At 71.6% G+C, this 23,471-nt stretch carries 20 protein-coding genes; 15 read left to right on the top strand and 5 right to left on the bottom strand.

Translation table 11 applies throughout. The annotated features are described in order from the left end of the window. Window positions 1-136: 136 nt before the first annotated feature. The 3 genes from GA0070560_RS15055 to GA0070560_RS15045 all read right to left on the bottom strand — a co-directional run bounded on the left by GA0070560_RS15055 (window position 137) and on the right by GA0070560_RS15045 (window position 4,373). Complete coding sequence (locus GA0070560_RS15055; protein ID WP_091296928.1) at window positions 137-1,708, bottom strand: pectate lyase family protein; 1,572 nt, start codon at window positions 1,706-1,708, stop codon at window positions 137-139. Between the two features lie 441 nt (window positions 1,709-2,149). Beyond that, window positions 2,150-2,773 (bottom strand): YdcF family protein, encoded by a 624-nt coding sequence (locus tag GA0070560_RS15050; RefSeq protein ID WP_245675528.1) that lies wholly within the window; start codon window positions 2,771-2,773, stop codon window positions 2,150-2,152. A gap of 151 nt (window positions 2,774-2,924) precedes the next feature. Beyond that, complete coding sequence (locus GA0070560_RS15045; RefSeq protein ID WP_091296924.1) at window positions 2,925-4,373, bottom strand: SDR family NAD(P)-dependent oxidoreductase; 1,449 nt, start codon at window positions 4,371-4,373, stop codon at window positions 2,925-2,927. 588 nt (window positions 4,374-4,961) lie between these two features. Here GA0070560_RS15045 and GA0070560_RS15040 point away from each other — a divergent pair. Next, entirely contained in the window at window positions 4,962-5,945 is a 984-nt protein-coding gene (locus GA0070560_RS15040) for a glycoside hydrolase family 11 protein (RefSeq protein WP_091296921.1), read from the top strand. A gap of 63 nt (window positions 5,946-6,008) precedes the next feature. On the opposite strand, the gene katG is transcribed toward GA0070560_RS15040, so the two are convergent. After that, entirely contained in the window at window positions 6,009-8,204 is a 2,196-nt protein-coding gene (katG, locus tag GA0070560_RS15035; RefSeq protein ID WP_170839412.1) for a catalase/peroxidase HPI, read from the bottom strand. A 276-nt stretch (window positions 8,205-8,480) separates the two neighbouring features. Between katG and GA0070560_RS15030 the strand changes: the two genes are divergently transcribed. The 6 genes from GA0070560_RS15030 to GA0070560_RS15005 all read left to right on the top strand — a co-directional run bounded on the left by GA0070560_RS15030 (window position 8,481) and on the right by GA0070560_RS15005 (window position 14,590). Next, window positions 8,481-10,022 (top strand): ABC transporter substrate-binding protein, encoded by a 1,542-nt coding sequence (locus GA0070560_RS15030; RefSeq protein WP_091296914.1) that lies wholly within the window; start codon window positions 8,481-8,483, stop codon window positions 10,020-10,022. Between the two features lie 18 nt (window positions 10,023-10,040). Then, window positions 10,041-10,985: an ABC transporter permease gene (locus tag GA0070560_RS15025; RefSeq protein ID WP_091296910.1), complete on the top strand. Its 945-nt coding sequence runs from the start codon at window positions 10,041-10,043 to the stop codon at window positions 10,983-10,985. Continuing rightward, a complete protein-coding gene (locus GA0070560_RS15020) occupies window positions 10,982-11,863 on the top strand; it encodes an ABC transporter permease (protein WP_091296907.1) in 882 nt (293 codons plus the stop codon). The genes GA0070560_RS15025 and GA0070560_RS15020 overlap by 4 nt, the downstream gene beginning before the upstream one ends. Next, complete coding sequence (locus GA0070560_RS15015) at window positions 11,860-12,852, top strand: ABC transporter ATP-binding protein (RefSeq protein ID WP_091296903.1); 993 nt, start codon at window positions 11,860-11,862, stop codon at window positions 12,850-12,852. The genes GA0070560_RS15020 and GA0070560_RS15015 overlap by 4 nt, the downstream gene beginning before the upstream one ends. Then, complete coding sequence (locus GA0070560_RS15010) at window positions 12,849-13,859, top strand: ABC transporter ATP-binding protein (protein ID WP_091296899.1); 1,011 nt, start codon at window positions 12,849-12,851, stop codon at window positions 13,857-13,859. The genes GA0070560_RS15015 and GA0070560_RS15010 overlap by 4 nt, the downstream gene beginning before the upstream one ends. 113 nt (window positions 13,860-13,972) lie before the next feature. Then, window positions 13,973-14,590 (top strand): class I SAM-dependent methyltransferase, encoded by a 618-nt coding sequence (locus tag GA0070560_RS15005; RefSeq protein ID WP_091296896.1) that lies wholly within the window; start codon window positions 13,973-13,975, stop codon window positions 14,588-14,590. A gap of 19 nt (window positions 14,591-14,609) precedes the next feature. Here the strand turns inward: GA0070560_RS15005 and GA0070560_RS15000 are convergent, their stop codons facing one another. Next, a complete protein-coding gene (locus GA0070560_RS15000) occupies window positions 14,610-14,993 on the bottom strand; it encodes a hypothetical protein (protein ID WP_091296893.1) in 384 nt (127 codons plus the stop codon). A 174-nt stretch (window positions 14,994-15,167) separates the two neighbouring features. Here GA0070560_RS15000 and GA0070560_RS14995 point away from each other — a divergent pair, with 174 nt between their 5' ends. From GA0070560_RS14995 to GA0070560_RS14960, 8 genes are all read left to right on the top strand, one after another. Next, the gene (locus tag GA0070560_RS14995) at window positions 15,168-16,022 is read left to right on the top strand and encodes an alpha/beta hydrolase family protein (RefSeq protein ID WP_091296889.1); all 855 of its coding nucleotides are present in this window, start codon (window positions 15,168-15,170) and stop codon (window positions 16,020-16,022) included. 136 nt (window positions 16,023-16,158) lie between these two features. Then, on the top strand, window positions 16,159-17,316 hold the full coding sequence (locus tag GA0070560_RS14990; RefSeq protein WP_211565854.1) for an acyl-CoA dehydrogenase family protein: 1,158 nt from the start codon (window positions 16,159-16,161) through the stop codon (window positions 17,314-17,316). Beyond that, a complete protein-coding gene (locus GA0070560_RS14985; protein ID WP_091296886.1) occupies window positions 17,313-18,416 on the top strand; it encodes an acyl-CoA dehydrogenase family protein in 1,104 nt (367 codons plus the stop codon). Before GA0070560_RS14990 ends, GA0070560_RS14985 begins: the two co-directional genes overlap by 4 nt. An 86-nt stretch (window positions 18,417-18,502) precedes the next feature. Then, on the top strand, window positions 18,503-19,291 hold the full coding sequence (locus GA0070560_RS14980) for an ABC transporter ATP-binding protein (RefSeq protein ID WP_091296883.1): 789 nt from the start codon (window positions 18,503-18,505) through the stop codon (window positions 19,289-19,291). Beyond that, window positions 19,288-20,010 (top strand): ABC transporter ATP-binding protein, encoded by a 723-nt coding sequence (locus GA0070560_RS14975; protein ID WP_091296880.1) that lies wholly within the window; start codon window positions 19,288-19,290, stop codon window positions 20,008-20,010. The genes GA0070560_RS14980 and GA0070560_RS14975 overlap by 4 nt, the downstream gene beginning before the upstream one ends. Window positions 20,011-20,037: 27 nt before the next feature. Continuing rightward, window positions 20,038-20,916 carry a branched-chain amino acid ABC transporter permease gene (locus GA0070560_RS14970; RefSeq protein ID WP_091296878.1) on the top strand — a complete coding sequence of 293 codons (879 nt, stop codon included), beginning with the start codon at window positions 20,038-20,040 and terminating at the stop codon, window positions 20,914-20,916. Then, window positions 20,913-22,025, top strand: coding sequence for a branched-chain amino acid ABC transporter permease (locus GA0070560_RS14965; RefSeq protein WP_091296875.1), 1,113 nt, complete (start codon window positions 20,913-20,915; stop codon window positions 22,023-22,025). The genes GA0070560_RS14970 and GA0070560_RS14965 overlap by 4 nt, the downstream gene beginning before the upstream one ends. 84 nt (window positions 22,026-22,109) lie before the next feature. Then, window positions 22,110-23,393 carry an ABC transporter substrate-binding protein gene (locus GA0070560_RS14960; RefSeq protein ID WP_091296871.1) on the top strand — a complete coding sequence of 428 codons (1,284 nt, stop codon included), beginning with the start codon at window positions 22,110-22,112 and terminating at the stop codon, window positions 23,391-23,393. Window positions 23,394-23,471: the final 78 nt, after the last annotated feature.

Raw genomic sequence — 23,471 nt, 5'->3', positions numbered from 1 at the left:
GCACCGGGTGGTGTCAGCCTCCGACCAACGGAACGGGCCGAGGGGGCGGGGCTGTCGTGTGCGGCGGCCCCGCCCCCTCGGTTGCGGTGCAGATCAGTAGCGGCGGTCGTGGTGCCGATGCTGGGGCGGGTTGCCGCTACCCGGCGTAGGTCTCGAACTCGGCGACCTTCGGCGTGCCGTTCGAGCTGTTGATCTTGAAGGTGATCTTGCTCAGCGAGGTCCGGGGGATGCCGATGACGCCCGCGCCGCTGCCGGAGGTCAGGACGGCGCCGTTGTCGTGGTTGATGACCTGCCAGGAGCCGATGGTGCCCTGGGAGCCGGACGCCTCACGGATGACGATCGTGGAGACCGTGGTGGCCGAGCCCCACTTGATCGAGATGGAGCCGGTCGTGCCGTCCGGCGACCAGTACGTGCTCATGTTGCCGTCGCGCACGTTGCCGTAGCTCGTCCCGTCGGCCTTGCTGGAGCCGTCGGAGCCGGCGCCGATGCTGAGGTTGGTCCCACCGGGCTGGGTCGGGCCCGGCGTGGGAGTGGTCGGAGCCGGGGTGGGGCTGGTCGGGCTCGGGGCGGGGCTGGTCGGTCCCGCCGTCGGGGACTGCGGCGTGCAGTTGCCGTCCGACACCCGCAGGCCCTTGTTGGCCCCCGCAGTCTGGCTGACGACGTTCGGCACGCAGCTTGCCCCGTCGAGGCGGTAGGAGTACGGAATGCTGACGGTGGTGTTGGACTGCGGGTTCGGGCCGGCCGGGTTGTTCTCGCTGCTGCGGCTGGACCAGGTCACGTTGTCGAAGATGTTGCCGCTGACCTGCCAGTAGCCGGCCTCGCTGGTGTAGAAGGTGCCCAGGACGTCCTTGGAGTCCTTGAAGTAGTTGTTGTCCACCTTGGCGCGTGCCCCGGCCCGGGAGTTGATGCCGGACTTGTTGATGCGTACGTAGTGGTTGTTGTAGATGTGCGCGATGCCGCCCCGCAGCAGGGGCGTACGGGAATCGATGTTCTCGTACAGGTTGTGGTGGTACGTGATGAAGCCGTTCGACAGGTCGCTCTCACTGGACCCGACGAGGCCACCGCGGCCGGAGTTGCGCAGGATGCTGTAGGACAGGGTCACGTACTGGGTGTTGTTCTTCATGTCGAAGAGGCCGTCGAACCCCTCCGACTCCCCGCCCGAGGCCTCCAGGGTGACGTGGTCGACCCAGACGTTTCGGACGCCGCTCTCCATGCCGATGGCGTCACCGCCGTTGGACGTGGGGGAGCCGGACTTCTTGACGTTCCGGACGGTCACGTTCTGGATGATGATGTTGCGGGACTCGCGGATGTGGATGCCCACCTGGTCGAAGAGGGCTCCGCCGCCGACGCCGAGGATGGTGACGTTGCTGATCTGCTTGAGCTCGATCACGCCGTCGGCGGTGTTGCAGCTCGAGCCCGACACCTTGCTGGTGTTGCCGTGGTTGATGGTCCCCTCGACCTGGATGATGATCGGGGTGCTGCTGCTGGCCCGGTTGCACAGCGCCGCGTGGATCTGGGTGCCCGTGGTGGCGCGTACCGTCTGCCCGCCCGCACCGCCGGTGGTCCCACCGTTCTGGGTCGCGTAGCCGGTGGCGCTGCCGACCGCTGCCGATGCCTGCGGCGCCGCCAGGGCCACTACGCCGACCACGGCCCCGATGGCCGTCGTGGCCAGCGCCGCCTGAAGTCCCAGTACGACTGATCGTCTCATCGTGCCTCGCTCTCGTGGTGGTGGTGGTGTTTCCTGCCGTGGTCAGCCGGGGAGCCGTCGAGCTGTCTGCCGGTCACCGGACAGGACGCTGTTCGATCAGAGGTGGGTGCTCTTCACCGTGGCTGTGCTCCCCGCCCGCTTTCGCGGGTCGTGCTGCCGCCCACGGCCCGGCGTCGTCGGCCGGTGCGGGTGCCGCGAGCCACGCACACGTCACGGTGCAGTGATCCGGGGCGCCCGAAGTCGCCGCGGATGCCCCGGTGGTCGCCTCCGTCGGGACGTTCCGCGCCAAGCTGGAAAGCGCTTTCCAATGCCGAGGATAGGGAGTCGTCTATTGCTATGGCAAGAGGGCTGTCCGGATTGCGGGGTAAAGCTGCTTCGCCTCTCGCTGTCGGTAGCTACGGCACGGCAAACGGTGGCGGGCGAGTCGACCCCGGCTGCGCCTCAGTCTCCGGTCCCGACCAGCAGCGTGCCGTGCTCGCTCCACATCCACCGCAGGTGGCGCTGCAGCTCGGGGAGGGTGGCGACCCAGCCCTCGTCCATGTATCTGACGATGCGCTCCGCCTCGCCGGGGAGCAGGTCGTAGGCGGTCGCGCCCGTTTCGGGAGCGGGGGTGTCGGGCAGGATCGGCACCGGGTCCGGAACGAGCGGGATGCGGATGCCGCCACGACTGAGCGCCTTGAGGACCGTGAGGTAGACGCGGGGCAGATGGTACGGGGAGATGGCGAGCGCGAGACTGGTGATGCCGAGCGCCTCGACCTGTCCGGCGATCCACGCGGCCTGGAGGCCGGTGTTCGGTGCCGGCTCGGATTGAAGGTGAACCCCGTCGACGCGGCGCAGGCCGAGTCCACGGACATGGGGCAGCGTGACCGGTTGGTACGTCTCCTCCGCCGGGTTGCCGTTCGCCACCAGCAGGTGGCGGATGCCCGGGTTTGCCTCCCACCGCCGGATGGCGTGGGTGAGACGCCACTGCTCGCCCTGGCCGGTCGGCACGACGAGTGCGTCGACGTGTCCGGCGGCCGACTGCGGCAGGGCCAGGATCGCCATGAACGCCTTCAACACGTCCATCAGTCGGACTGTCGAGTGCCCGGCGAGATCCTCCGCCCGCACCACCCGGGGAAGTGGCCTGCTCAGATGCTTCCCTCCTCCGGGATCGTAGCGGCGGTCATCGACTGATGACCTCGGCCGGGCGTGGGACGCGTGGGCCAGGGCCGGCCGATCACCAGGCGCAGGGCGCGTAGTCCTTGAGGAAGCAGCCGTACAGGTCCTCGCCCTGCTCGCCACGGACGATCGGGTCGTACACCCGGGCCGCGCCGTCGACCAGGTCCAGCGGCGCGTGGAAGCCCTCATCCGCCAGCCGCATCTTCGTCGGGTGGGGCCGCTCGTCGGTGATCCAGCCGGTGTCGACGCTGGTCATCAGGATGCCGTCGGACAGCATCTCCTGCGCGCTGGTGCGGGTCAGCATGTTCAGCGCCGCCTTGGCCATGTTGGTGTGCGGATGCCCCGGCCCCTTGTAGCCGCGGGAGAACTGCCCCTCCATCGCCGACACGTTCACCACGTACTTGCGGCGGGCCGGCGCTGCGGCCATCGCCGGTCGCAGCCGGCTGACCAGCACGAACGGTGCCGTCACGTTGCACAGCTGCACCTCGAGCAGCTCGACCGGGTCCACCTCGTGCACCCGCTGCACCCAGCTGTTGACCGGGTCGAGGTCCGGCACCAGACCACCGGCGTCGATGGCGGTGGCCGCCGCGATCCGTTCCGGCGAGGCGGAGCCGCTGGTCAGTGCGAGCGCGGTGAGCGCCTGCGGGGCGTTCACGGCCGACTGCGGCAGGGCGGCCACGTCGCCCCCGCCGGCCGGCTTGGCGAAGGTGATCATCTCCGGCAGCGGACCGTCCGGCAGGGCCGCGGCCTCCGCGGCGACCAGTTGCGCGTACGCCCCGGGCGAGCGGCGGACGGTCTGCGCCGCGTTGTTGATCAGGATGTCCAGTGGCCCCTGGCTGCTGACCGAGTCGGCGAGGGCGATCACCTGGGCCGGGTCGCGCAGGTCGATCCCGACGATCCGCAGCCGGTGCAGCCAGTCCCCGCTGTCGGGCATCGCGGCGAACCGGCGCACCGCGTCGTGCGGAAACCGCGTGGTCACCGTGGTGTGCGCGCCGTCACGCAGCAGCCGCAGCGCGATGTACATGCCGATCTTCGCCCGGCCGCCGGTGAGTAACGCGCGCCGGCCGGTCAGGTCCGTGCGGGCGTCCCGACGCTCCCGGTTGAGCGCGGCGCAGGGCGGGCAGAGTTGGTGGTAGAAGGCGTCCACCTCGCGGTAGCGCTGCTTGCAGACGTAGCAGCCGCGCGGGTGGTGCAGGAAGCCGGCCGTGGCGCCCGCGGTGGGGGAGGCCAGCGGGATCCCCTGGGTCTCGTCGTCGATCCGGCCCGGAGCGCCGGTGGCGGTGGCCGCCGTCACCGCCCGGTCGGCTTCCAGGAGGGCCTCTCGCCGCTCCTCCCGCCGCCGCTGCTTGATCACCTTGTAGAGCTTCGCGGTCGCCCGCTGCACCCGCACCACATCGGGGTGATCGGAGGGCAGGGCCTCCAACGCCTCGAAGACGCTGAGGCAGGTCTCCAGCCGGCTCGGGTCAATACCGTTCTGACCGCTCTGCGCAGTTCTGTCCGCCGTCATCCGTGCTGTCTCGTCCCGTTCCCTGTGCCGGATCTCCCCGGCCCGCCCCACGTCCGACCCGGAACTGTACGCACCGCACGGCCTCCGACGCACCTCGCACCTGCTCGCCGGCCCGGAGACCGTCGCGCCGGCCCCCGCCCTGCGGAGACGTGCGCGATCAGCCGCGCCATGAGCGCGGGGCGCTGTCCCCGGTCGCCGCCCGGGACTCCGAAAGGTATCGAAACTTCCGGTGGTCCGGTGCCGGCCCGTTCCTCGGCAGGGGGTGGTGCGGGCCGCTTGCCGCCTCGGACCGGGTCATCGGATCAGCGCAGATGATGGGCGCTGGACCACGATACTGTTCCTGAAACATTTCCGAAAGTTGTTGACACCCGTCGGTGTCCGGTCGATGCTTTCGACATCGACAGGCTTCCACCAATGTCGATCCGGATCGCCCCAACCGGGTCCGGCTCTCCGGTCGTCGACCACCCGGCGACCGGCCCACCCCGCCGCGCGGTGCGACGTTGACGGGTGGGCGCCCACCCCGCCCTCCGCGGCCCCGTCACGTCGCATTTCGCTGCCCGGCTTTCGTCCCGAGGAGGAAGCACGAACATGATCGACGCCCCCGCTCACCCGAAGGGTCGCCGACGCGGCCCCCTCCGGCTGCTCGTCAGCGGCGCCTGTGCCGTCCTGCTGGTCGCCGCCACGATGCTGCTGCCCGGCGCCGCCCACGCGGCCGTCACCTCGAACCAGACCGGCACCCACGACGGCTACTTCTACTCGTTCTGGACCGACAGCCCCGGGACGGTCTCCATGGACCTGGGCTCCGGCGGCAACTACGGCACCTCGTGGCGCAACACCGGCAACTTCGTCGCCGGCAAGGGCTGGAGCACCGGAGGCCGCCGCAGCGTGACCTACTCGGGCAGCTTCAACCCGTCCGGCAACGCGTACCTGACCCTCTACGGGTGGACGACCAGCCCGCTCGTGGAGTACTACATCGTCGACAACTGGGGCACCTACCGGCCCACCGGAACGTACAAGGGCACGGTCACCAGCGACGGCGGCACGTACGACATCTACGAGACGACCCGGTACAACGCCCCCTCCATCATCGGCACCGCCACCTTCAAGCAGTTCTGGAGCGTCCGGCAGGCCAAGCGGACGGGCGGAACCATCACCAGCGGCAACCACTTCGACGCGTGGGCCCGCAACGGCATGAACATGGGCAGCCACAACTACATGATCATGGCGACCGAGGGATACCAGAGCAGCGGCAGCTCCAACATCACGATCGGCGGCTCCTCCGGTGGCGGCGGAGGCGGCGGAGGCGGTGGCTGCACCGCGACGCTCTCCGCCGGGCAGCAGTGGAGCGACCGGTACAACCTCAACGTCTCCGTCTCCGGTGCCACCAACTGGACCGTGACGATGACCGTCCCGTCCCCCGCGAAGGTCCTCGCGACGTGGAACGTCAGCGCCAGCTACCCCAGCGCCCAGGTGCTGACCGCCAGACCCAACGGCAACGGCAACAACTGGGGCGTGACCATCCAGCACAACGGCAACTGGACCTGGCCCACGGTCTCCTGCAGCGCAGGCTGACCCCGCTGCACACCGGCACCCGCGGCGGGCCCGGTCACCTTCGCGGTGACCGGGCCCGCCGTGTCAGACCAGGTCGAACCGGTCCAGGTTCATGACCTTGACCCACGCCGCGACGAAGTCCCGGACGAACTTGCCCTGCCCGTCGCTGCTGGCGTACACCTCCGCGATGGCGCGCAGCTGGGAGTTCGCACCGACGACGAGGTCGACGGTGGTGGCGGTCCACCTGAGTTCGTCCGTGGCGCGATCCCGGCCCTCGAACACGTCCTCGGTCTCCGTGGACGCCTTCCACTGCGTGCCGGTGTCGAGCAGGTTCACGAAGAAGTCGTTCGTCAACGTCCCGGGCCGGTCGGTGAGGACGCCGTGCCGTGCCTGCCCCGTGTTGGCGTCCAAGGCCCGCATCCCGCCGAGCAGGACCGTCATCTCCGGGGCGGTCAGCGTCAACAGGTTGGCCCGGTCCAGCAGCAGGGTCTCCGGCGACAACTTCTGCCCGGCGCGCAGGTAGTTGCGGAACCCGTCCGCCTTCGGCTCGAGCACGGCGAACGACTCCACGTCGGTCTGCTCCTGCGAGGCGTCCGTACGCCCCGGCGTGAACGGGACCGTGACGTCGTGCCCGGCGCTGCGGGCCGCCTGCTCGACCGCCGCGCACCCGCCCAGGACGATCAGGTCGGCCAGCGAGACCCGCTTCCCACCGGACTGTGCGGCGTTGAACCCCTGCTGGATCTCCGCCAGCGTCCGCAGCACCGTGGCGAGGCCGGCTGGGTCGTTGACCTCCCAGTTCCGCTGCGGCTCGAGGCGGATCCGCGCCCCGTTCGCCCCGCCCCGCATGTCGGTGCCGCGGAAGCTCGCCGCCGACGCCCAGGCCGTCGAGACCAGCTGCGCGACGGACAGTCCCGCCGCCAGGACCGTGCCCTTGAGGGCGGCGACGTCCTCGTCCGTGATCAGCTCGTGGTCGACCGCCGGGACGGGGTCCTGCCACAGTTGCGGCTCCGGGACCCACGGGCCGAGGTAACGCGAGACGGGTCCCATGTCGCGGTGCAGCAGCTTGTACCACGCCTTGGCGAACGCCTCCGTGAGCTGGCCCGGGTTCTCCAGGAAACGCCGCGAGATCCGCTCGTAGATCGGGTCGACGCGCAGCGCGAGGTCCGTCGTCGCCATCATCGGGGCGTGCCTGACCGACCGGTCGTGGGCGTCGGGCACGGTGCCCGCCCCGGCGCCGTCCTTCGGCCGCCACTGCTTCGCGCCGGCGGGGCTCTCGGTCAGCTCCCACTCGTAGCCGAACAACGTCTCGAAGTAGCTGTTGTCCCAGCTGATCGGGGTGGGCGTCCACGCCCCCTCGAGCCCGCTGGTGATCGTGTCCCGGCCCTTGCCGCTGCCGAAGGCGCTGCGCCAGCCGAGACCCTGATGGTCGACGGGGCAGCCCTCGGGCTCGGGGCCGACCAGGCCGGCGTCGCCCGCGCCATGGCACTTGCCGAACGTGTGCCCGCCGGCGATGAGCGCGACGGTCTCCTCGTCGTTCATCGCCATCCGGCCGAAGGTCTCCCGGATGTCCCGGGCCGACGCCAGCGGATCCGGGTTGCCGTTGGGACCCTCCGGATTCACGTAGATGAGGCCCATCTGCACGGCGCCGAACGGGCCGGTGAGCTCCCGGTCGCCGCTGTAGCGCTCGTCTCCCAGCCAGGTGTCCTCCGGCCCCCAGAAGATCTCCTCGGGCTCCCAGACGTCCGCACGCCCGAAGCCGAAGCCGAAGGTCTCGAAGCCCATCGACTCCAGGGCGCAGTTGCCGGCGAAGACCAGCAGATCGGCCCAGGAGACCGCGCGCCCGTACTTCTGCTTGACCGGCCAGAGCAGTCTGCGCGCCTTGTCGAGGTTCGCGTTGTCGGGCCAGCTGTTCAGCGGGGCGAAGCGCTGCGCGCCGTCGCCGGCGCCGCCGCGGCCGTCCTCGATGCGGTACGTGCCGGCGGCGTGCCAGCTCATCCGGATGAACAGCGGCCCGTAATGGCCGTAGTCCGCCGGCCACCAGTCCTGCGAGGTCGTCATCACCTCGAAGACGTCCCGCTTCAGCGCCTCGACGTCGAGGGCCCTGAACTCCTCCGGGTAACGGAAGTCCTCGCCCATCGGGTTGGCCCGGGGCGAGTGCTGATGCAGGACCTGCAGGTTCAGTTGGTTCGGCCACCAGTCCTGGTTCGTCCTCGGCCGACTCGGCTGGGGAGTGGGGGAGGGGATTGCTGGGTTCTCGCTCTCGCTGCCGTGCTCGACCACGTCGGTCTCTCCTCCTGTCTCGATGTCTCGTCACTGTCAACGGCTCGTCGGTGCCGCAAGACACTCGGACGGATGGGTGGCACACGACCTTGTCGTGCGCGGGCCGGTGCCGCTCAGGGGTCGGCCGAACCGCGGTTCTGCGGCTAGCGTGCCCCGAGGGGAGTGGTGCGCAGGTCCACTCCGAGGCAGGTAATTTGCCCTGATTCGTTGACATCGTCCATTGAGGACGCGAGACTCGCACAATCCTTGATCTGCCGGGAGAATCCAGGGGGGACCATGTCCAGCACCAGATTCAGGTTGGCCGGCGCCGCACTCACCCTGACGCTCGGTGTGCTGACCGGGTGCACCGCGGGCGAGAGCGTCGATGTCGACGGGGCCGGGAAGTCCGGCGCCTCCACCGGAGGCGTCCTCAACGCCGCCATCGGCGGCGAGCCCGACCAGCTCGACCCGCACAAGACCTCCGCATACCACAGCTTCCAGGTGCTCGAGAACGTCTACGACACCCTCGTCGAGCCGGACGCGAACCTCGAGATGAAGCCGTCCCTGGCGACGAGGTGGACCACCAGCGAGGACCAGCTGACCTGGACCTTCACCCTCCGGGAGGGAGTGCGGTTCTCCGACGGGTCACCGCTGGACGCCGAGGACGTGGTCTACTCCTACGAGCGGATCATCAAACAGAAGCTCAACGCCTCGTACAAGTTCACCACCGTCAAGTCGGTGACCGCGCCCAACCCGGCCACGGTCGTCGTCGCGCTGACGGCGCCCACCCCCAACCTGCTCGCCAACCTCGGCGGCTTCAAGGGCGTGGCGATCGTCGAGAAGACAAACGTCGAGTCCGGTGCGGTGAAGACCAGGCCGGTCGGCAGCGGACCGTTCATGGTCGCCGACTACGCCTCCGGCGACAACATCAAACTTGTTCGCAACGACAAGTACTGGGCAGACGCGCCGAAGCTCGACGCAGTGATCTTCACCTTCGTCAAGGACCCGACGGTGGCCCTGCAGAACCTGCGCGGCGGTGAGGTGCAGTGGACCGACAACCTGCCGCCCCAGCAGGTCCCCGCCCTGCGCGACGCCGACGACGTGACGGTGCGGTCGGCGCCGTCGAGTGACTACTGGTACCTGGCGCTCAACCAGGCCCGTGAGCCGTACGACGACGTGAACGTACGCCGTGCCGTCGCCTTCGCGCTCGACCGTGCGGCGATCACCAAGGCCGCCAAGTTCGGGCTGGCGACCGTCAACCAGACCGCGATCCCGAAGAACAGCGCCTTCCACTACGACTACGCGCCCTACCGCAGGGACCCGGGCCAGGCGCGGCAGCTGCTCGACCAGGCCGGCGTCACCGGTCTGACGATGGACCTGATGGTCACCAGCGAATACCCGGAGACCGTCACAGCGGCGCAGGTCATCGCCGCACAGCTCAAGGACGTCGGCATCACCGTCAAGATCCGTACCCTGGACTTCGCCCAGTGGCTCGACGAGCAGGGCAAGGGCAACTTCGACTCGTTCATGCTCGGCTGGCTGGGCAACATCGACCCCGACGAGTTCTACTACGCCCAGCACCACTCCGGCGGGACCTTCAACTTCCACAAGTACCGCAACCCGGCGGTGGACAGGCTGCTCGACCAGGCCCGGACCGAGACCGACCAGGCCGCGCGCAAGCAGCAGTACGAGCAGGTGGCCAAGCAGATCGTCGACGACGCCAGCTACCTCTACCTCTACAACCCGGACGTGGTCCAGGGCTGGTCGAAGCAGGTCTCCGGCTACGAGGTCCGCACCGACCGGGCGATCCGCTTCCGCGACGTCGCCCTCGCCAAGTGAGCCGGCGGGGGATCCCTGATGGGCCGGTTCGTCATCCGTCGGCTGCTGCAGTCCGGCGTCGTGCTCCTCGGCGTGACCCTGGTCGTGTTCCTCCTGCTGCAACTGGTCCCCGGTGACCCCGTCCGGGTGGCGCTCGGGACCCGCTTCGACCCCCAGACGTACGAGGCGCTGCGGGCCCGCGCGGGGCTCGACCGGCCGCTGGTGGTGCAGTACCTCAGCTACCTCGGCAACGCGCTGACCGGGGACCTCGGGGTCAGCTTCCGCAGCGGCCGACCCGTCACGTCGATCGTGCTGGAGCGGCTGCCGGCGACACTGTCGCTGGCAGCCACCGCGGTCGCGTTCGCGGTGCTGGTCGCATTTCCGCTGGGGGTGCTCTCGGCGATGCGCAGCGGCTCGCTGCTCGACCACGCGGCGCGGGTGTTCAGCCAGTTCGGCGTCTCGGTGCCGGACTTCTGGATGGGGATCATGGGAATCCTGCTCTTCGCGGGCGTCCTGGGCTGGCTGCCACCGTCCGGCTACGTGCCGATCACCGAGGACCCGGCGCGGTGGGCGTCCCACGTGGTCCTGCCGGCGGTGACGGTGGGCCTGGTCACCGCCTCGATCCTCACCCGGTTCATCCGTTCATCGGTGCTGGAGGTGCTGTCGGAGGACTACGTGCGCACCGCCGAGGCGAAGGGGCTGCGGGCCCGGGTGGTGATCATGCGCCACGTCCTGCGCAACGCGCTGATCCCGGTGGTCACCGTCGTGGCGGTGCAGCTGGCCAGCCTGCTCGGCGGCGTGATCGTGATCGAGGTGCTGTTCGCCTGGCCCGGTGTCGGCCGGCTCACCTACGACGCCGTCCAGGCCCGCGACTATCCGGTGCTGCAGGGCGCGGTCCTGCTGGTGGCCGCGCTGTTCCTGCTGACCAACCTCCTGGTGGACGTCCTCTACGCCCGCCTCGACCCGCGGATCTCGGTGCGATGAGCGGCAGCGAGGAGAAGACGTCGCGCCGGGCCCTGTCGGCCCTGCGTCACGACCCGTTGGCCGTGACCGGGAGCCTCGTCCTCCTCCTGCTGGTCGTGGTGGGCGTGGGCGGTGCGTGGTTGGCGCCCTCCGGCGTCAACGAGGTGGACGTCGACCGGATGCTCCAGCCACCCAGTTGGTCCCACCCCTTCGGCACCGACGAACTCGGCCGGGACGTGCTCAGCCGGGTGCTGGTCGCCACCCGGGTCTCACTCCAGGTCGGTGTGGTCAGCGTCGGGATCGCGCTGGTCGCCGGGGTGACCCTCGGACTGCTCGCCGGCTACTACCGGGGCTGGCTCGACAACCTGCTCATGCGCTGCATGGACGTGCTCTTCGCGTTCCCGGTCCTGCTGCTCGCCGTGGCCATCGTGGCGGTCCTGGGGCCCGGCCTGCTCACCGCGATGATCGCGATCGGTGTCGTCTACACTCCGATCTTCGCCCGGGTCACCCGCTCCGGCGTGTTGTCCGTACGCGAGCAGGTCTTCGTCCGGGCAGCGGTCTCCATCGGCGCCTCGGACCTGCGCATCATGCGCCGCCACGTGCTGCCCAACGTCGCAGCGCCGCTGATCGTGCAGACGTCGCTGTCGTTGGCGTTCGCAATCCTGTCCGAGGCGGCGCTGTCCTTCCTCGGCCTCGGTGTTCAGCCACCCGCGCCGGCCTGGGGCCGGATGTTGTACGACGGGCGGGGCTTCGTCACCGAGGCGTGGTGGCTCGGGGTCTTCCCCGGCACCGCGATCTTCCTCACCGTCCTCGCCTTCAACCTGGTCGGGGACGCGTTGCGGGATGTGCTGGATCCCCGTCAGCTCACCATCGGCGAAGCGAGGAGGAACGCCGGATGAGCGACTGCCCTGTGCTGGACATCAAGGGCCTCACCGTCACCCTCGGCACCCGTCGGGGACCGGCCCGCGCGGTGGCCGGTGTCGACTGGTCGGTCCGGGCGGGGCAGACCCTGGCCCTGGTGGGCGAGTCGGGCAGCGGCAAGAGCATGAGCGTCCTCGCCGCGACCGGCCTCGCACCGCGCTCCGCCCGGGTGACCGGGCGCGTCCACCTGCTCGGCACGGAACTCACCGGGCTGCCCGAGGACCGGCGCCGGCGGATGCGCGGCCGGCACGTCGGATTCGTCTTCCAGGACCCGACGACCTCGCTGAACCCGGTGCTGACGGTGGGCCGGCAGGTCTCCGAGGCCGCCGAGGAGCACCTCGGCATGACCCGTCGTGCCGCCCGGGCCCGTGCCGTCGAACTGCTCGACCTCGTCGGAATCCCGTCCGCCGCCCGGCGAATCGACTCCTACCCGCACCAGTTCTCCGGCGGCATGCGTCAGCGGGTGGTGATCGCCATGGCGCTCGCCTGCGAGCCCGACCTCCTGATCGCCGACGAGCCGACCACCGCCCTCGACGTGACCACTCAGGCCCAGATCGTCGAGCTGGTCGCCGACCTGCAGCGGCGGCTCGGCACGGCCGTCGTCTGGATCACCCACGACCTCGGTGTGGTCGCCGGCACCGCCGACGAGGTGGCCGTCATGTACGGGGGGCGGATCGTCGAGCAGGGGCCGGTCGATGCCGTCTTCGCCCATCCGTCGCACCCGTACACCTCGGCGCTGCTCGCGGCGCGGCCCGACCCGGCCGCCGGCGGCGCTGACCTGATCACGATCCGGGGCGCACCGCCCAGCCCGCTGGACCTGCCGGCCGGATGTGCCTTCTGGCCCCGTTGCCCGGTGCGGGCCGATGCCCGTTGCGAGCACGAGGTGCCGCCGTTGGTCCCGGTGTCCGCCGGGCACCACGTCCGTACCTTCTACCGGCACCAGCGACCCACCGGGGAGGACGGATGACCACGCAGACCGTGCCGGCCGACGTGGTGGCCGAGCTCGACGACCTGACGGTGCGGTTCCCGACGCCGGCCGGCCTGGTCCGCGCCGTGGACGGGGTGTCGCTGCGGGTTCGGCGCGGCGAGACGCTGGGGCTGGTGGGGGAGTCCGGCAGCGGCAAGTCCACCACCGGCCTGGCGTTGCTGCGGCTGGTCGATCCCACCTCCGGGCGCGTCCGGGTGACGGGGCAGGACGTGACGCAGTGGTCCCGACGGCGGCTGCGGGGGCTGCGCCGCCGGGTGGCCATGGTGTTCCAGGACCCGCACGCCTCCCTCGACCCGCGGCGCACCGTCGCGGCCAGCATCGCCGAACCGCTGGTCGTGCACCGCCTCACCGGCGCCGGCGCCGCCCGCCGCCGCCGGGTGGAGGAACTGCTCGACATGGTCGGCCTGCGTCACGACCTGGCGGACCGGCACCCGCACGAGCTCTCCGGGGGGCAGCGGCAGCGGGTGGGCATCGCCCGTGCCCTGGCCGGCGAGCCGGACCTGATCGTCCTCGACGAGCCGATCGCCTCACTCGACCTGAGCGTGCAGGCACAGATCATGAACCTGCTCCGCGGCCTGCAACGGGAACTGGGGTTGACCTACCTGTTCATCGCTCACGATCTCGCCGCCGTCGAGCACATGAGCGACCGGGTGGCCGTGATGTACCTGGGCCGGATCGTCGAGACCGGCACGCCGGCGCAGATCTGGCAGACGCCCGCCCACCCGTACACGGCGGCCCTGCTGTCGGCGATCCCGGTGCCTGACCCGCAGGTCGAGCGGCACCGCCGGCGGATCATCCTCACCGGAGACATCCCCAGCCCGGTGGACCCGCCGGCTGGCTGCCGGTTTCGCACCCGGTGCCCGCAGGCCCGACCTGACTGCGCCCGGACCGATCCGACGCTCGTCGAGGTCGGCCCCGGCCACCGGGCCGCCTGCCTGTACGCCGGAGACGCCGTGCGCGAGATGCTGGCGGACGCCTCCCGGTAGGCCGGCCGCCGGCGACGGCCGTCGCGTCCAGATCGGATCTCACCGTCAGGAGCAGACGGCCGAATGGGCCGGTTGGCCGGTACGGGTGGTGCGGGTGCCATATCGTCGCCGGCATGAGCGCCGACGAGAAGCAGCGCCGCGTCTGGGACCGGCACGCCGCCGGCTACGACCGACAGATGAACCTGTTCGAGCGCCGCTTCCTGCGCGACACCCGTGCCTGGATCTGCCGGCAGGCCACCGGCGACACCCTGGAGGTCGCTGTCGGCACCGCGCGGAACCTGCCGTACTACCCCGCCGACGTGCGCCTCACCGGAGTGGACCTGAGCCCCCGGATGCTGGAGATCGCCCGCCGACGGGCCACCGAACTCGGCCGGGACGCGGACCTCCGCCTCGGCACGGCACACCGCCTGGACTTCCCCGACGCCAGCTTCGACTCCGTCGTCTGCACGCTCTCGCTCTGCGCGATCCCCGACGACCAGCGAGCCGTGGCCGAGATGATCCGGGTGCTGCGCCCCGGTGGCCTGCTCCTGCTGGCCGACCACGTCGTCGGCGCCACCCGGCCGGTACGCGCCGTCCAGCGCCTGCTCGACCTGGTCAGCGTCCCGGCCGCCGGCGAACACTTCCGGCGCCGCCCGATCACCCACGTCGCGGCGGCCGGCCTGCACATCGAGAAGCACGAGCGTTTCGCCCGCGGCGTGGTCGAGCGCCTCGCCGCACGTAGACCGGCCTGACGGCCGCGGCGAGCTCGGCTCACCCGATGCCGGCGAGCGCCGTGGCGTCTCTCGGACAGGACCAGACCGCCGTCCCGCCCGACAGGCACGGCGTCGGCGGATGCGGGTGGCCCGGTCGACAGCCCGGCCATGCCGTGTCGCCGCACTCCAGCGCCTCCTCCTGTAGGAGGTCGGCGAGGGCGACGACGGCTTCCTCGACGGTCGTCACCATCGGCAGGGTGCCGACGGTGTACGGGTCGCCCCCACCGGCGACGCGGTAGTCGACGAGGACGCCCGCCAGCGCGCCCAGCCGCACACTGACCGGCTCGACCGCGGCGCCTCGCGACCCGAAGTCGGCCGAGACCCGCCGCAGGGCGGTCTCGTAGCAGTCGAGGGAGTGCAGCACCTCGTCGTCGCTGTTCATCCGATCCACTGTCGCACTCTGCCCCGGCCGCCGGCCGGGGACTGGTGATTTTGCCGATGCGCGGCCGGTGGTCGCCGCCGAAGACTGACGTGCATCGATCCCACTCCACGCCAGCAGGGAGTACCCGACGTGCGATCACCCACCACCACCCGCCCCCGCTCCGCCGTCCGTACCATGGCCAGGCTGGCCATGGCCGCCGTCCTGGCCGCCGGCGGCGTCCTGGCGACCTCGTCCGGCGTCCAGGCGGCCGACAACCCGTACGAGCGGGGTCCCGCCCCGACCAGTGCCATCCTGGAGGCCAGTCGTGGCCCCTTCGCCACCGCCTCGCAGAGCGTCTCGTCGTGGAGCGTCAGCGGCTTCGGCGGCGGCGTCATCTACTACCCGACCAGCACCAGCGAGGGCACCTTCGGCGCCATCGCCATCTCGCCCGGCTACACCGCCGCCTGGTCCAGCATCAGCTGGCTCGGTCCGCGGATCGCCTCGCACGGGTTCGTGGTCATCGGCATCGAGACCAACACCCGTTTCGACCAGCCGGACAGCCGCGGCCGCCAGCTGCTCGCCGCGCTCGACTACCTGGTCGAGCGGAGCTCGGTCCGTGGTCGGATCGACGGCACCCGGCTCGCCGTCGCCGGTCACTCGATGGGTGGTGGCGGCAGCCTGGAGGCCGCCGCGACCCGGCCGTCGCTGCAGGCCGCCGTGCCGCTCGCGCCGTGGAACCTGGACAAGACCTGGTCCGAGGTCCGGGTGCCGACGTTGATCATCGGCGGCGAGAGCGACAGCATCGCCCCGGTCTACTCGCACTCGGAGCCGTTCTACAGCAGCATCCCGGCCTCCTCCGAGAAGGCGTACCTGGAGCTCAACGGCGCGAGCCACTTCTTCCCGCAGACGGTGAACACGCCGACGGCCAAGCAGATGGTGGCCTGGCTGAAGCGCTTCGTCGACAACGACACCCGCTACGAGCAGTTCCTCTGCCCGGGGCCGAGCGGCTTCGCGATCGAGGAGTACCGCAACACCTGCCCGAGTTACTGACCGCGATCGGGGCGGCCGCCACGTGCGGCCGCCCCGACCCGCGTCCACCACCGGCGCACCGGCCCGGACGGCTTCCGTTGCGCCGCGTGATCGCCATATGATGCACTGGCAGTGCAAATTTCTTGAGGAGGCGCGGGTGCCTGACCACACCGCCGACGGGCTGCGCGACCTCGTCGCCGCGTTCCTGTCCCACCACGACCCCGGCGGTGAGCGCACCAGCTTCCTCCGGGCCCGGTTCGACGCCGGCCTGGCCTGGGTCAACTTTCCGGTCGGACTCGGCGGCCTGGACGCGCCACGGCACCTGCAGTCGGTCGTCGACGAGGCCTTCGCCCGGGCCGGGGCGCCCGACAACCGTCCCCGACGCAACAGCATCGGCCTCGGCATGGCGGCGCCGACCCTGCTCCGGCACGGCACCCCGGCGCAGCGGCAGCGGTTCCTGCGACCGCTGTGGACCGGCGAGGAGATCTGGTGCCAGCTGTTCAGCGAACCGGACGCCGGCTCCGACCTCGCCGGCCTGAACACCCGGGCGGTGCGCGACGGCGACGACTGGGTGGTCACCGGGCAGAAGGTGTGGACCTCCATGGCCCACCGCGCGCGTTGGGCGATCCTGCTCGCCCGGACCGCCCCGGACGCCCCGAAGCACCGGGGGATCACCTACTTCGTCTGCGACATGACCGCCCCCGGCGTCGAGGTGCGACCGCTGCGCCAGCTCACCGGGGAGGCGGAGTTCAACGAGGTCTTCCTCTCCGAGGTTCGGCTGTCGGACACCCTGCGCCTGGGCGCCGTCGACGACGGCTGGCGGGTCGCCCGGACCACCCTGATGAACGAGCGGGTCGCGATCGGTGGGCGGCCGCTGCCCCGCGAGGGCGGCATGATCGGCGTGCTGGCCCGCGTCTGGCGCGAGCGCCCCGAGCTGCGTACCGCCGGCCTGCACGCCGAGGTGCTGCGGGCGTGGGTACGGGCCGAGGCCGCCCGGCTGACCGCGCTGCGCCTGCGTCAGCAGCTCGCCGCCGGTGAACCGGGACCGGAGGGCTCCGCGGTGAAGCTCTCCTTCGCCGGCCTGGCCCAGCGGATCAGCGGGCTCGAGGTGGAGCTGCTGGGGGAGCACGGGCTGCGGCACGACGACTGGACGATGCGCCGACCGGAGGAGCCCGACCTGCTCGGCCGCACCGCCACCTACCGCTACCTGCGGGCCCGGGGCAACTCGATCGAGGGCGGCACCTCCGAGATCCTGCGCACCGTCATCGCCGAGCGGGTGCTGGGCCTGCCGGCCGAACCACGGGTGGACCGATGACCAACCTGCTCTACGACGACGACGAGGAGGCGCTGCGCGCCAGCGTACGGGCACTGCTCGCGGCCCACGCCCCGGTCAGCGGCACCCTCGCCCGCGTCGACGGCGACGAACCGTACGACAGGGGTTTGTGGGCGCGGCTGGCGGGCCAGCTCGGCGCGGCCGGTCTGGCGGTGCCCGAGCGGCACGGCGGCGCCGGCGCCGGCTTCCGCGAGGTGGCCGTGGTGCTGGAGGAGCTGGGCCGGGCGGTCGCGCCGGTGCCCTATCTCGGCAGCGCCGGGGTGGCGACCCGGGCGTTGCTGCGCTGCGGCGACGCCGAGCTGCTCGGTCAGCTCGCCGTCGGCCGGCGTGCCGCCGCGCTGGCGGTCTCCGTCGCCGCCGGCCCCGACGCGCCACCGCACGCGGTGGTGGTGGCCGACGGCCCGGTGCTGTCCGGCACGGTGACCGGCGTCGCCGACGCCCTGCCGGTCGACCTGCTGCTCGTCCCCGCCGACGACGGGCTGTACGCGGTCGAGGCGGACGGCCCGGGTGTGCGGATGACGCCGGTGGTCTCGCTCGACGGCACCCGGACGCTGGCCGACATCGTGTTCACCGGCGTACCGGGGCGGCGGATCGCCGCCGGTGAGGCGGCCACGAGGGCGGTGACCGACGCGCTCGTCGCCGGCGCGGCGCTGCTCGCCTCCGAGCAGGTCGGGGTGGCCCAGTGGTGTCTGGACACGACGGTCGAGCACGTCCGGCTCCGGCGCCAGTTCGGCCGGCCGATCGGCTCCTTCCAGGCGGTCAAGCACCGGCTGGCCGACGTCTGGGTGGAGATCTCCGAGGCCCGCGCGGTGGCCCGCCACGCGGCCGACCGCCTCGCCGTCGACCACCCGGACACCGCCCTGGCGGCGTCGCTGGCCCAGGCCCACTGCGCGGCGGTCGCGGTGCGCGCCGCGGAGGCCTGTGTGCAGCTGCACGGCGGCATCGGCTTCACCTGGGAGCACCCGGCGCACCTGTATCTGAAGCGGGCCAAGAGCGGCGCGGTCGCGTTCGGCACCGCCGACCGCCACCGCGCCGTCCTGGCCCGGCTGGCCGATCTGCCCGGGCCGCCACCCGGGGCGTGACGGCGAGCCATCGAAGGTATTGACCAGGCACGACAGAAACGTACACTGGCAGTGCAAATAATGATCGTCGGGGCGAGGGACGGGTGATGGAGCAAGGACTCGCACTGCACCACATCGGGGTGCGCTTCGGCGGCCTCACCGCCCTCGACGACGTGTCGCTGCGGGTGCCTCCCGGCGCCGTGGTCGGCGTGATCGGCCCCAACGGGGCCGGCAAGACCACCCTGTTCAACGTCATCTGCGGCTTCGTCGTGCCCGACTCGGGCTCGCTGAGCCTCGACGGCGCGCCGCTGCGCCCCCGACCGCACCGGCTGACCCGGCTCGGTGTCGCCCGCACCCTGCAGGGCACCGGACTCTTCGCCGGGCTCACCGTGCTGGAGAACGTCATGGCCGGGGCGACCTGCACCGCCCGGGCCGGCTTCCTCTCCGCCCTGTTCGCCCTGCCCGGCAGCGACCGCGACGAGCGGCGGCTGCGCCGACACGCCCTCGACATCCTCGACGACCTGGGCATCGCCGGGCACGCCGACGCCGCGCCCGGCACCCTGCCCTTCGCCGTACGCCAACGTGTCGCCCTGGCCCGCGCGCTCGCCGCCCGCCCCCGGCTGCTGCTGCTCGACGAACCCGCCGGCGGCCTGGGCGACACCGACATCGCCGAACTGGCCGAGCTGATCCGGCAGCTGCCCCGACGCGACACCCATCCCTGCGCGGTACTGCTGGTGGAACACCACATGGACCTCGTCATGTCGGTCTGCGACGAGATCGTGGTGCTCGACTTCGGACGGGTCATCGCCACCGGCACCCCCGACGAGATCCGCGACGCCCCGGCGGTCGCCGACGCCTACCTCGGCGCCGCCGTCGACGAGGAGACCGTCGCATGACCGGCGGCGATCTGCTCACCGTACGAGGGCTCGTGGCCGGCTACGGGGCGGGCCCGGTGCTGCACGAGATCGACCTGACCGTCGCGCGCGGCACCATCGCCGCGGTCGTCGGCGCCAACGGCGCAGGCAAGACCACCCTGCTGCGCGCCCTGTCCGGGACGCTGCGTCCCGTCGCCGGCCAGGTCGTCCTCGCCGGTGAGGACCTGCGCGGCACCCCGGTGGAACAACTCGTCCGACGCGGCGTGGCCCACGTGCCCGAAGGGCGCGGCGTGATCGGCGAGCTGACCGTGGACGAGAACCTGCGCCTCGGCGGACTGTGGCGTCGCGACCGCGCCGACGCCCGCCGCGCCCTCGACGAGGTCTACCAGCTCTTCGAGCCGCTCGCCCGGCGGCGACGACAGCACGGCCACCAGCTCTCCGGCGGTGAACGGCAGATGCTCGCCCTCGGCCGGGCGCTCGTCGGCCGCCCCCGCCTGCTGCTGCTCGACGAACCCTCGCTCGGACTCGCCCCACGGGTGGTCGCCCAGACCATGGCCCTGCTGCGCCACCTGCGCGACAGCACCGGCCTGACCGTCCTGCTCGTCGAGCAGAACGTGCGCAGCGCGCTCTCCGTCGCCGACCAGGGCGTGGTGATGTCCCTCGGCCGGGTCGTGCACACCGCACCCGCCGCCCGACTGCGTGACGACGACGACCTGCGCCACGCCTACCTCGGTTTCTGACCACCCCGTCCCCCGGAGGGAGGACTGTTGGACCGCTTCCTCTTCCTCACCCTCGACGGCCTGTCGAGAGGTGCGGTCTACGCCGCGTTCGCGCTGTCCCTGGTACTCATCTGGCGGGCCGCCCGCATCGTCAACTTCGCCCAGGGCGCGATGGCCGTCGCCGCCGTCTACGTGGCCTACAGCGTGTCCACGTCCACCGGCTCCTACTGGCTCGGATTCCTCGCCGCGATCGCCGCCGGACTGCTCCTCGGCACGGTCGTCGACCTGGCCGTCATGCGCTTCGTCGACCACCGCTCCCCGCTCAACCCGGTGATCGTCGCGCTCGGCCTGGTGCTGCTGATCCAGGCCGTCCTGGGCATGATCTACGGCAACGAGTTCCGCCCCGCCGAGCCGCCCTTCTCCCGCTCCGCCCGCACCGTCGGCGGCCTCGCCGTCGGCTCCCCGTACGACCTGTTCGTCGTCGCCACCGTCGCCGCGGTGGTCGTCGCCCTCGCCTGGACCTTCACCCGTACCGCGATCGGCCTGCGGATGCGGGCCTCGGCCTTCGCCCCCGAGGTGTCCCGGCTGCTCGGGGTCAAGGTCGGCGGCATGCTCACCCTCGGTTGGGCGCTGGCCTCCGGAGTCGGCGCCCTGGCCGGCATGCTGATCATCCCCACCGAACTCGGCCTGCACCCGCACGCGATGGACCTGGTCTTCGTCTCGGCGTTCACCGCCGCCGTCGTCGGCGGACTGGACAGCCCACCCGGAGCCGTCGTCGGCGGGCTGCTGGTCGGGCTGCTGCTCTCCTACGTCAGCGGCTACGCCGGCAGCGACCTCACCCCCCTCGCGGTGCTCGCGCTGCTGCTGGCGGTGCTGCTGGTCCGCCCCGCCGGCCTGTTCGCCCCGGTCACCGCGAGGCAGGTGTGAGCGCCACCAGGGCGGCGGCCCCACCGGCCGGCCGGGTCGCCCCCGACACCCGGGCCGGGCACGACGAACGAGGCGGCTCGACCCTGCTGCGCCACCTCGCTCTCACCACCGCCGCCGCGATCCTGCTGGTGGCCGTCAGCCACGGCCTGGAGCCGTTCCGCACCTTCCAGCTCGCCACCGTGGCCGCCTACCTCTGCGCCACCGCCGGACTGACCGTCCTCACCGGACTCAACGGCCAACTCTCGCTGGGACACGGCGCGCTGATGGCGACCGGCGCGTACACCGTCGCCTTCTGCCAGCGCGCGTTCCTCGACCGGTCGATCGTCGCCGGCTGGACGCTTGCCGTCTCCCTGCTGGTGGCGGTGCTGGTCACCGTCGTGATCGGCGCCGTCATCGGGGTGGCCGCGGCCCGGCTGCGCGGCCCGTACCTCGCCGGTGTGACGCTGGCCGTCGCCATCGTCGTCCCGGCGCTGACCGTCACCTTCGACGGGGTGTTCAACGGTGAACAGGGCCTGAGCGTCCCCGTCGAGCCGCCACCGGCGGCCCTCGGGCCGTACTTCCCCTACGAACGGTGGCAACTCTGGGTCACCGGGGCGGCCACCCTGCTCGCCCTGCTACTGCTCGGCAACCTCGTCCGCAGCCGCTTCGGCCGCACCTTCCGGGCCGTCCGCGACGACGAGGTGGCCGCCCGCCTCGCCGGCATCCACGTCGCCCGTACCCAGGTCCTCGCCTTCGTGGTCAGTGCCGGCGCCGCCGGTCTGGGCGGTGCCCTGCTCGCGGTGCTCGCGCAGAGCGCGTCACCCGGCGCGTTCTCCCTGACGCTGTCGCTCTTCCTGGTCATGGCCGTCGTCATCGGCGGGCTCGGCAGCCTCGCCGGCGCGGTGTGGGGCGCCGTGCTGCTGGTCGCCCTGCCCGACCTGACGCACACCCTGACCGAATCGCTCGCCCTCCCGCCCGCGGTGGCGCAACGGATGGAGGGCAACCTCCCGCTGGCCCTGTTCGGCATCGCGCTGGTCGTCGTCATGATCGCCGCGCCGGGCGGCGTGCAGGGCCTGCTGTCGCGTCCCGGTCGGGTGCTGCGCGTCCGTTGGCGCACCCGGCGTTCCTGAACCTGCTCCGCTCCCACCGGACGGCCGGGCCACCGGCCGTCGCACCACCACCACTGAACCGGACCGAGAAAGGTCGGTGTCCCCATGTCACGCCTCACACGACGCGGTCTCGCGATCGCCACCGCCATCACCCTGCTCGTCACCGCCGCCGGTTGCAGCGCAGGATCCGACGCCGGTCCCGGCGCCCGGGTCCCCGGCGTCACGGACAGCGAGATCGTCGTCGGTACCCACATGCCGTTGACCGGGCCGGCCTCGGCCGGCTACTCCAAGATCGCCCCGGCGACCAAGGCGTACTTCGACTACGTCAACGCCAACGGCGGGGTGCACGGCCGGAAGATCACCTACAAGATTATGGACGACGGGTACAACCCGGCGAACACCCAGCAGGTGGTCCGGCAACTGGTCCTGCAGGACAAGGTCTTCGCCATCCTCAACGGGCTCGGCACGCCCACCCACAGCGGCGTGCTCGACTTCCTCAAGAGCAACCGGGTGCCCGACCTCTTCGTCGCCTCCGGCAGCCGCAGCTGGGACCAGCCCGAGGCGTACCCGGGCACCTTTGGCTTCAACCCGGACTACACCGTCGAGGGCAAGATCCTGGCCAACCACGTGAAGACCGAACTGCCCGGCCGGAAGGTCTGCTTCCTCGGCCAGGACGACGACTTCGGCCGGGACAGCCTGGCCGGCGTGGAGAAGGTGCTCGGCTCCGGCGGGGTCGCGGCCCGGCAGACGTACGTCACCAGCAACACCAACGTGGCCCCGCAGATCGGCGCGTTCAAGGCCGCCGGCTGCCAGGTCGTCATCCTCGCCACCGTGCCCGGCTTCACCGCGCTGTCCATCGGCACCGCCGCCCGGCTGGGCTTCCGGCCGCAGTGGGTGGTCTCCAACGTCGGTTCCGACCACCCGACCCTGGCCAAGCAGCTCGGCGCCGCCGCCCCGCTGCTGGAGGGCATGGTCGGCGCGAACTACCTGCCCATGCAGAACGACACGGCGAACCCGTGGACCCAGCTCTTCACGAAGATCAACAAGGAGCACAACGGAAACACGCCGTTCGACGGCAACGTCGTGTACGGCATGGCGGTCGGCTACCTCTTCGTGCAGGTGCTGCAGGCCGCGGGCAAGGACCTCACCCGCGAGAAGGTGCTCGACGCGGTCCGCCGGGGCGGCTACCAGGGGCCCGGCCTGGCACCCCTGCGCTACTCCACCACCGACCACTCCGGGTACGGCGGGCAGCGCCTGACCAGGGTCACCGGGGGAGTGCAGAGCTACTTCGGGCCGACGTTCGAGACCGACGAGGCCGACGGCCCGGTGCGGGAGTACCCGGTGGTGCCGGCGGCCCCGCCCGCCAACGGCGTACCCACGGCCTCCTGACCCGGCCACCCTCCGTCCGGCCCGCCCCGGGCGCGGTCACGGCGTACGGTGCCGTGACCGCGCCCGGGCGGTGTCACC

Origin of the sequence: Micromonospora halophytica, from assembly GCF_900090245.1 — a bacterium.
Lineage (GTDB): Bacteria > Actinomycetota > Actinomycetes > Mycobacteriales > Micromonosporaceae > Micromonospora > Micromonospora halophytica.
The sequence above is the reverse complement of the archived record's forward strand: the minus strand, read 5'-3'. Positions and strand labels throughout refer to the sequence as shown.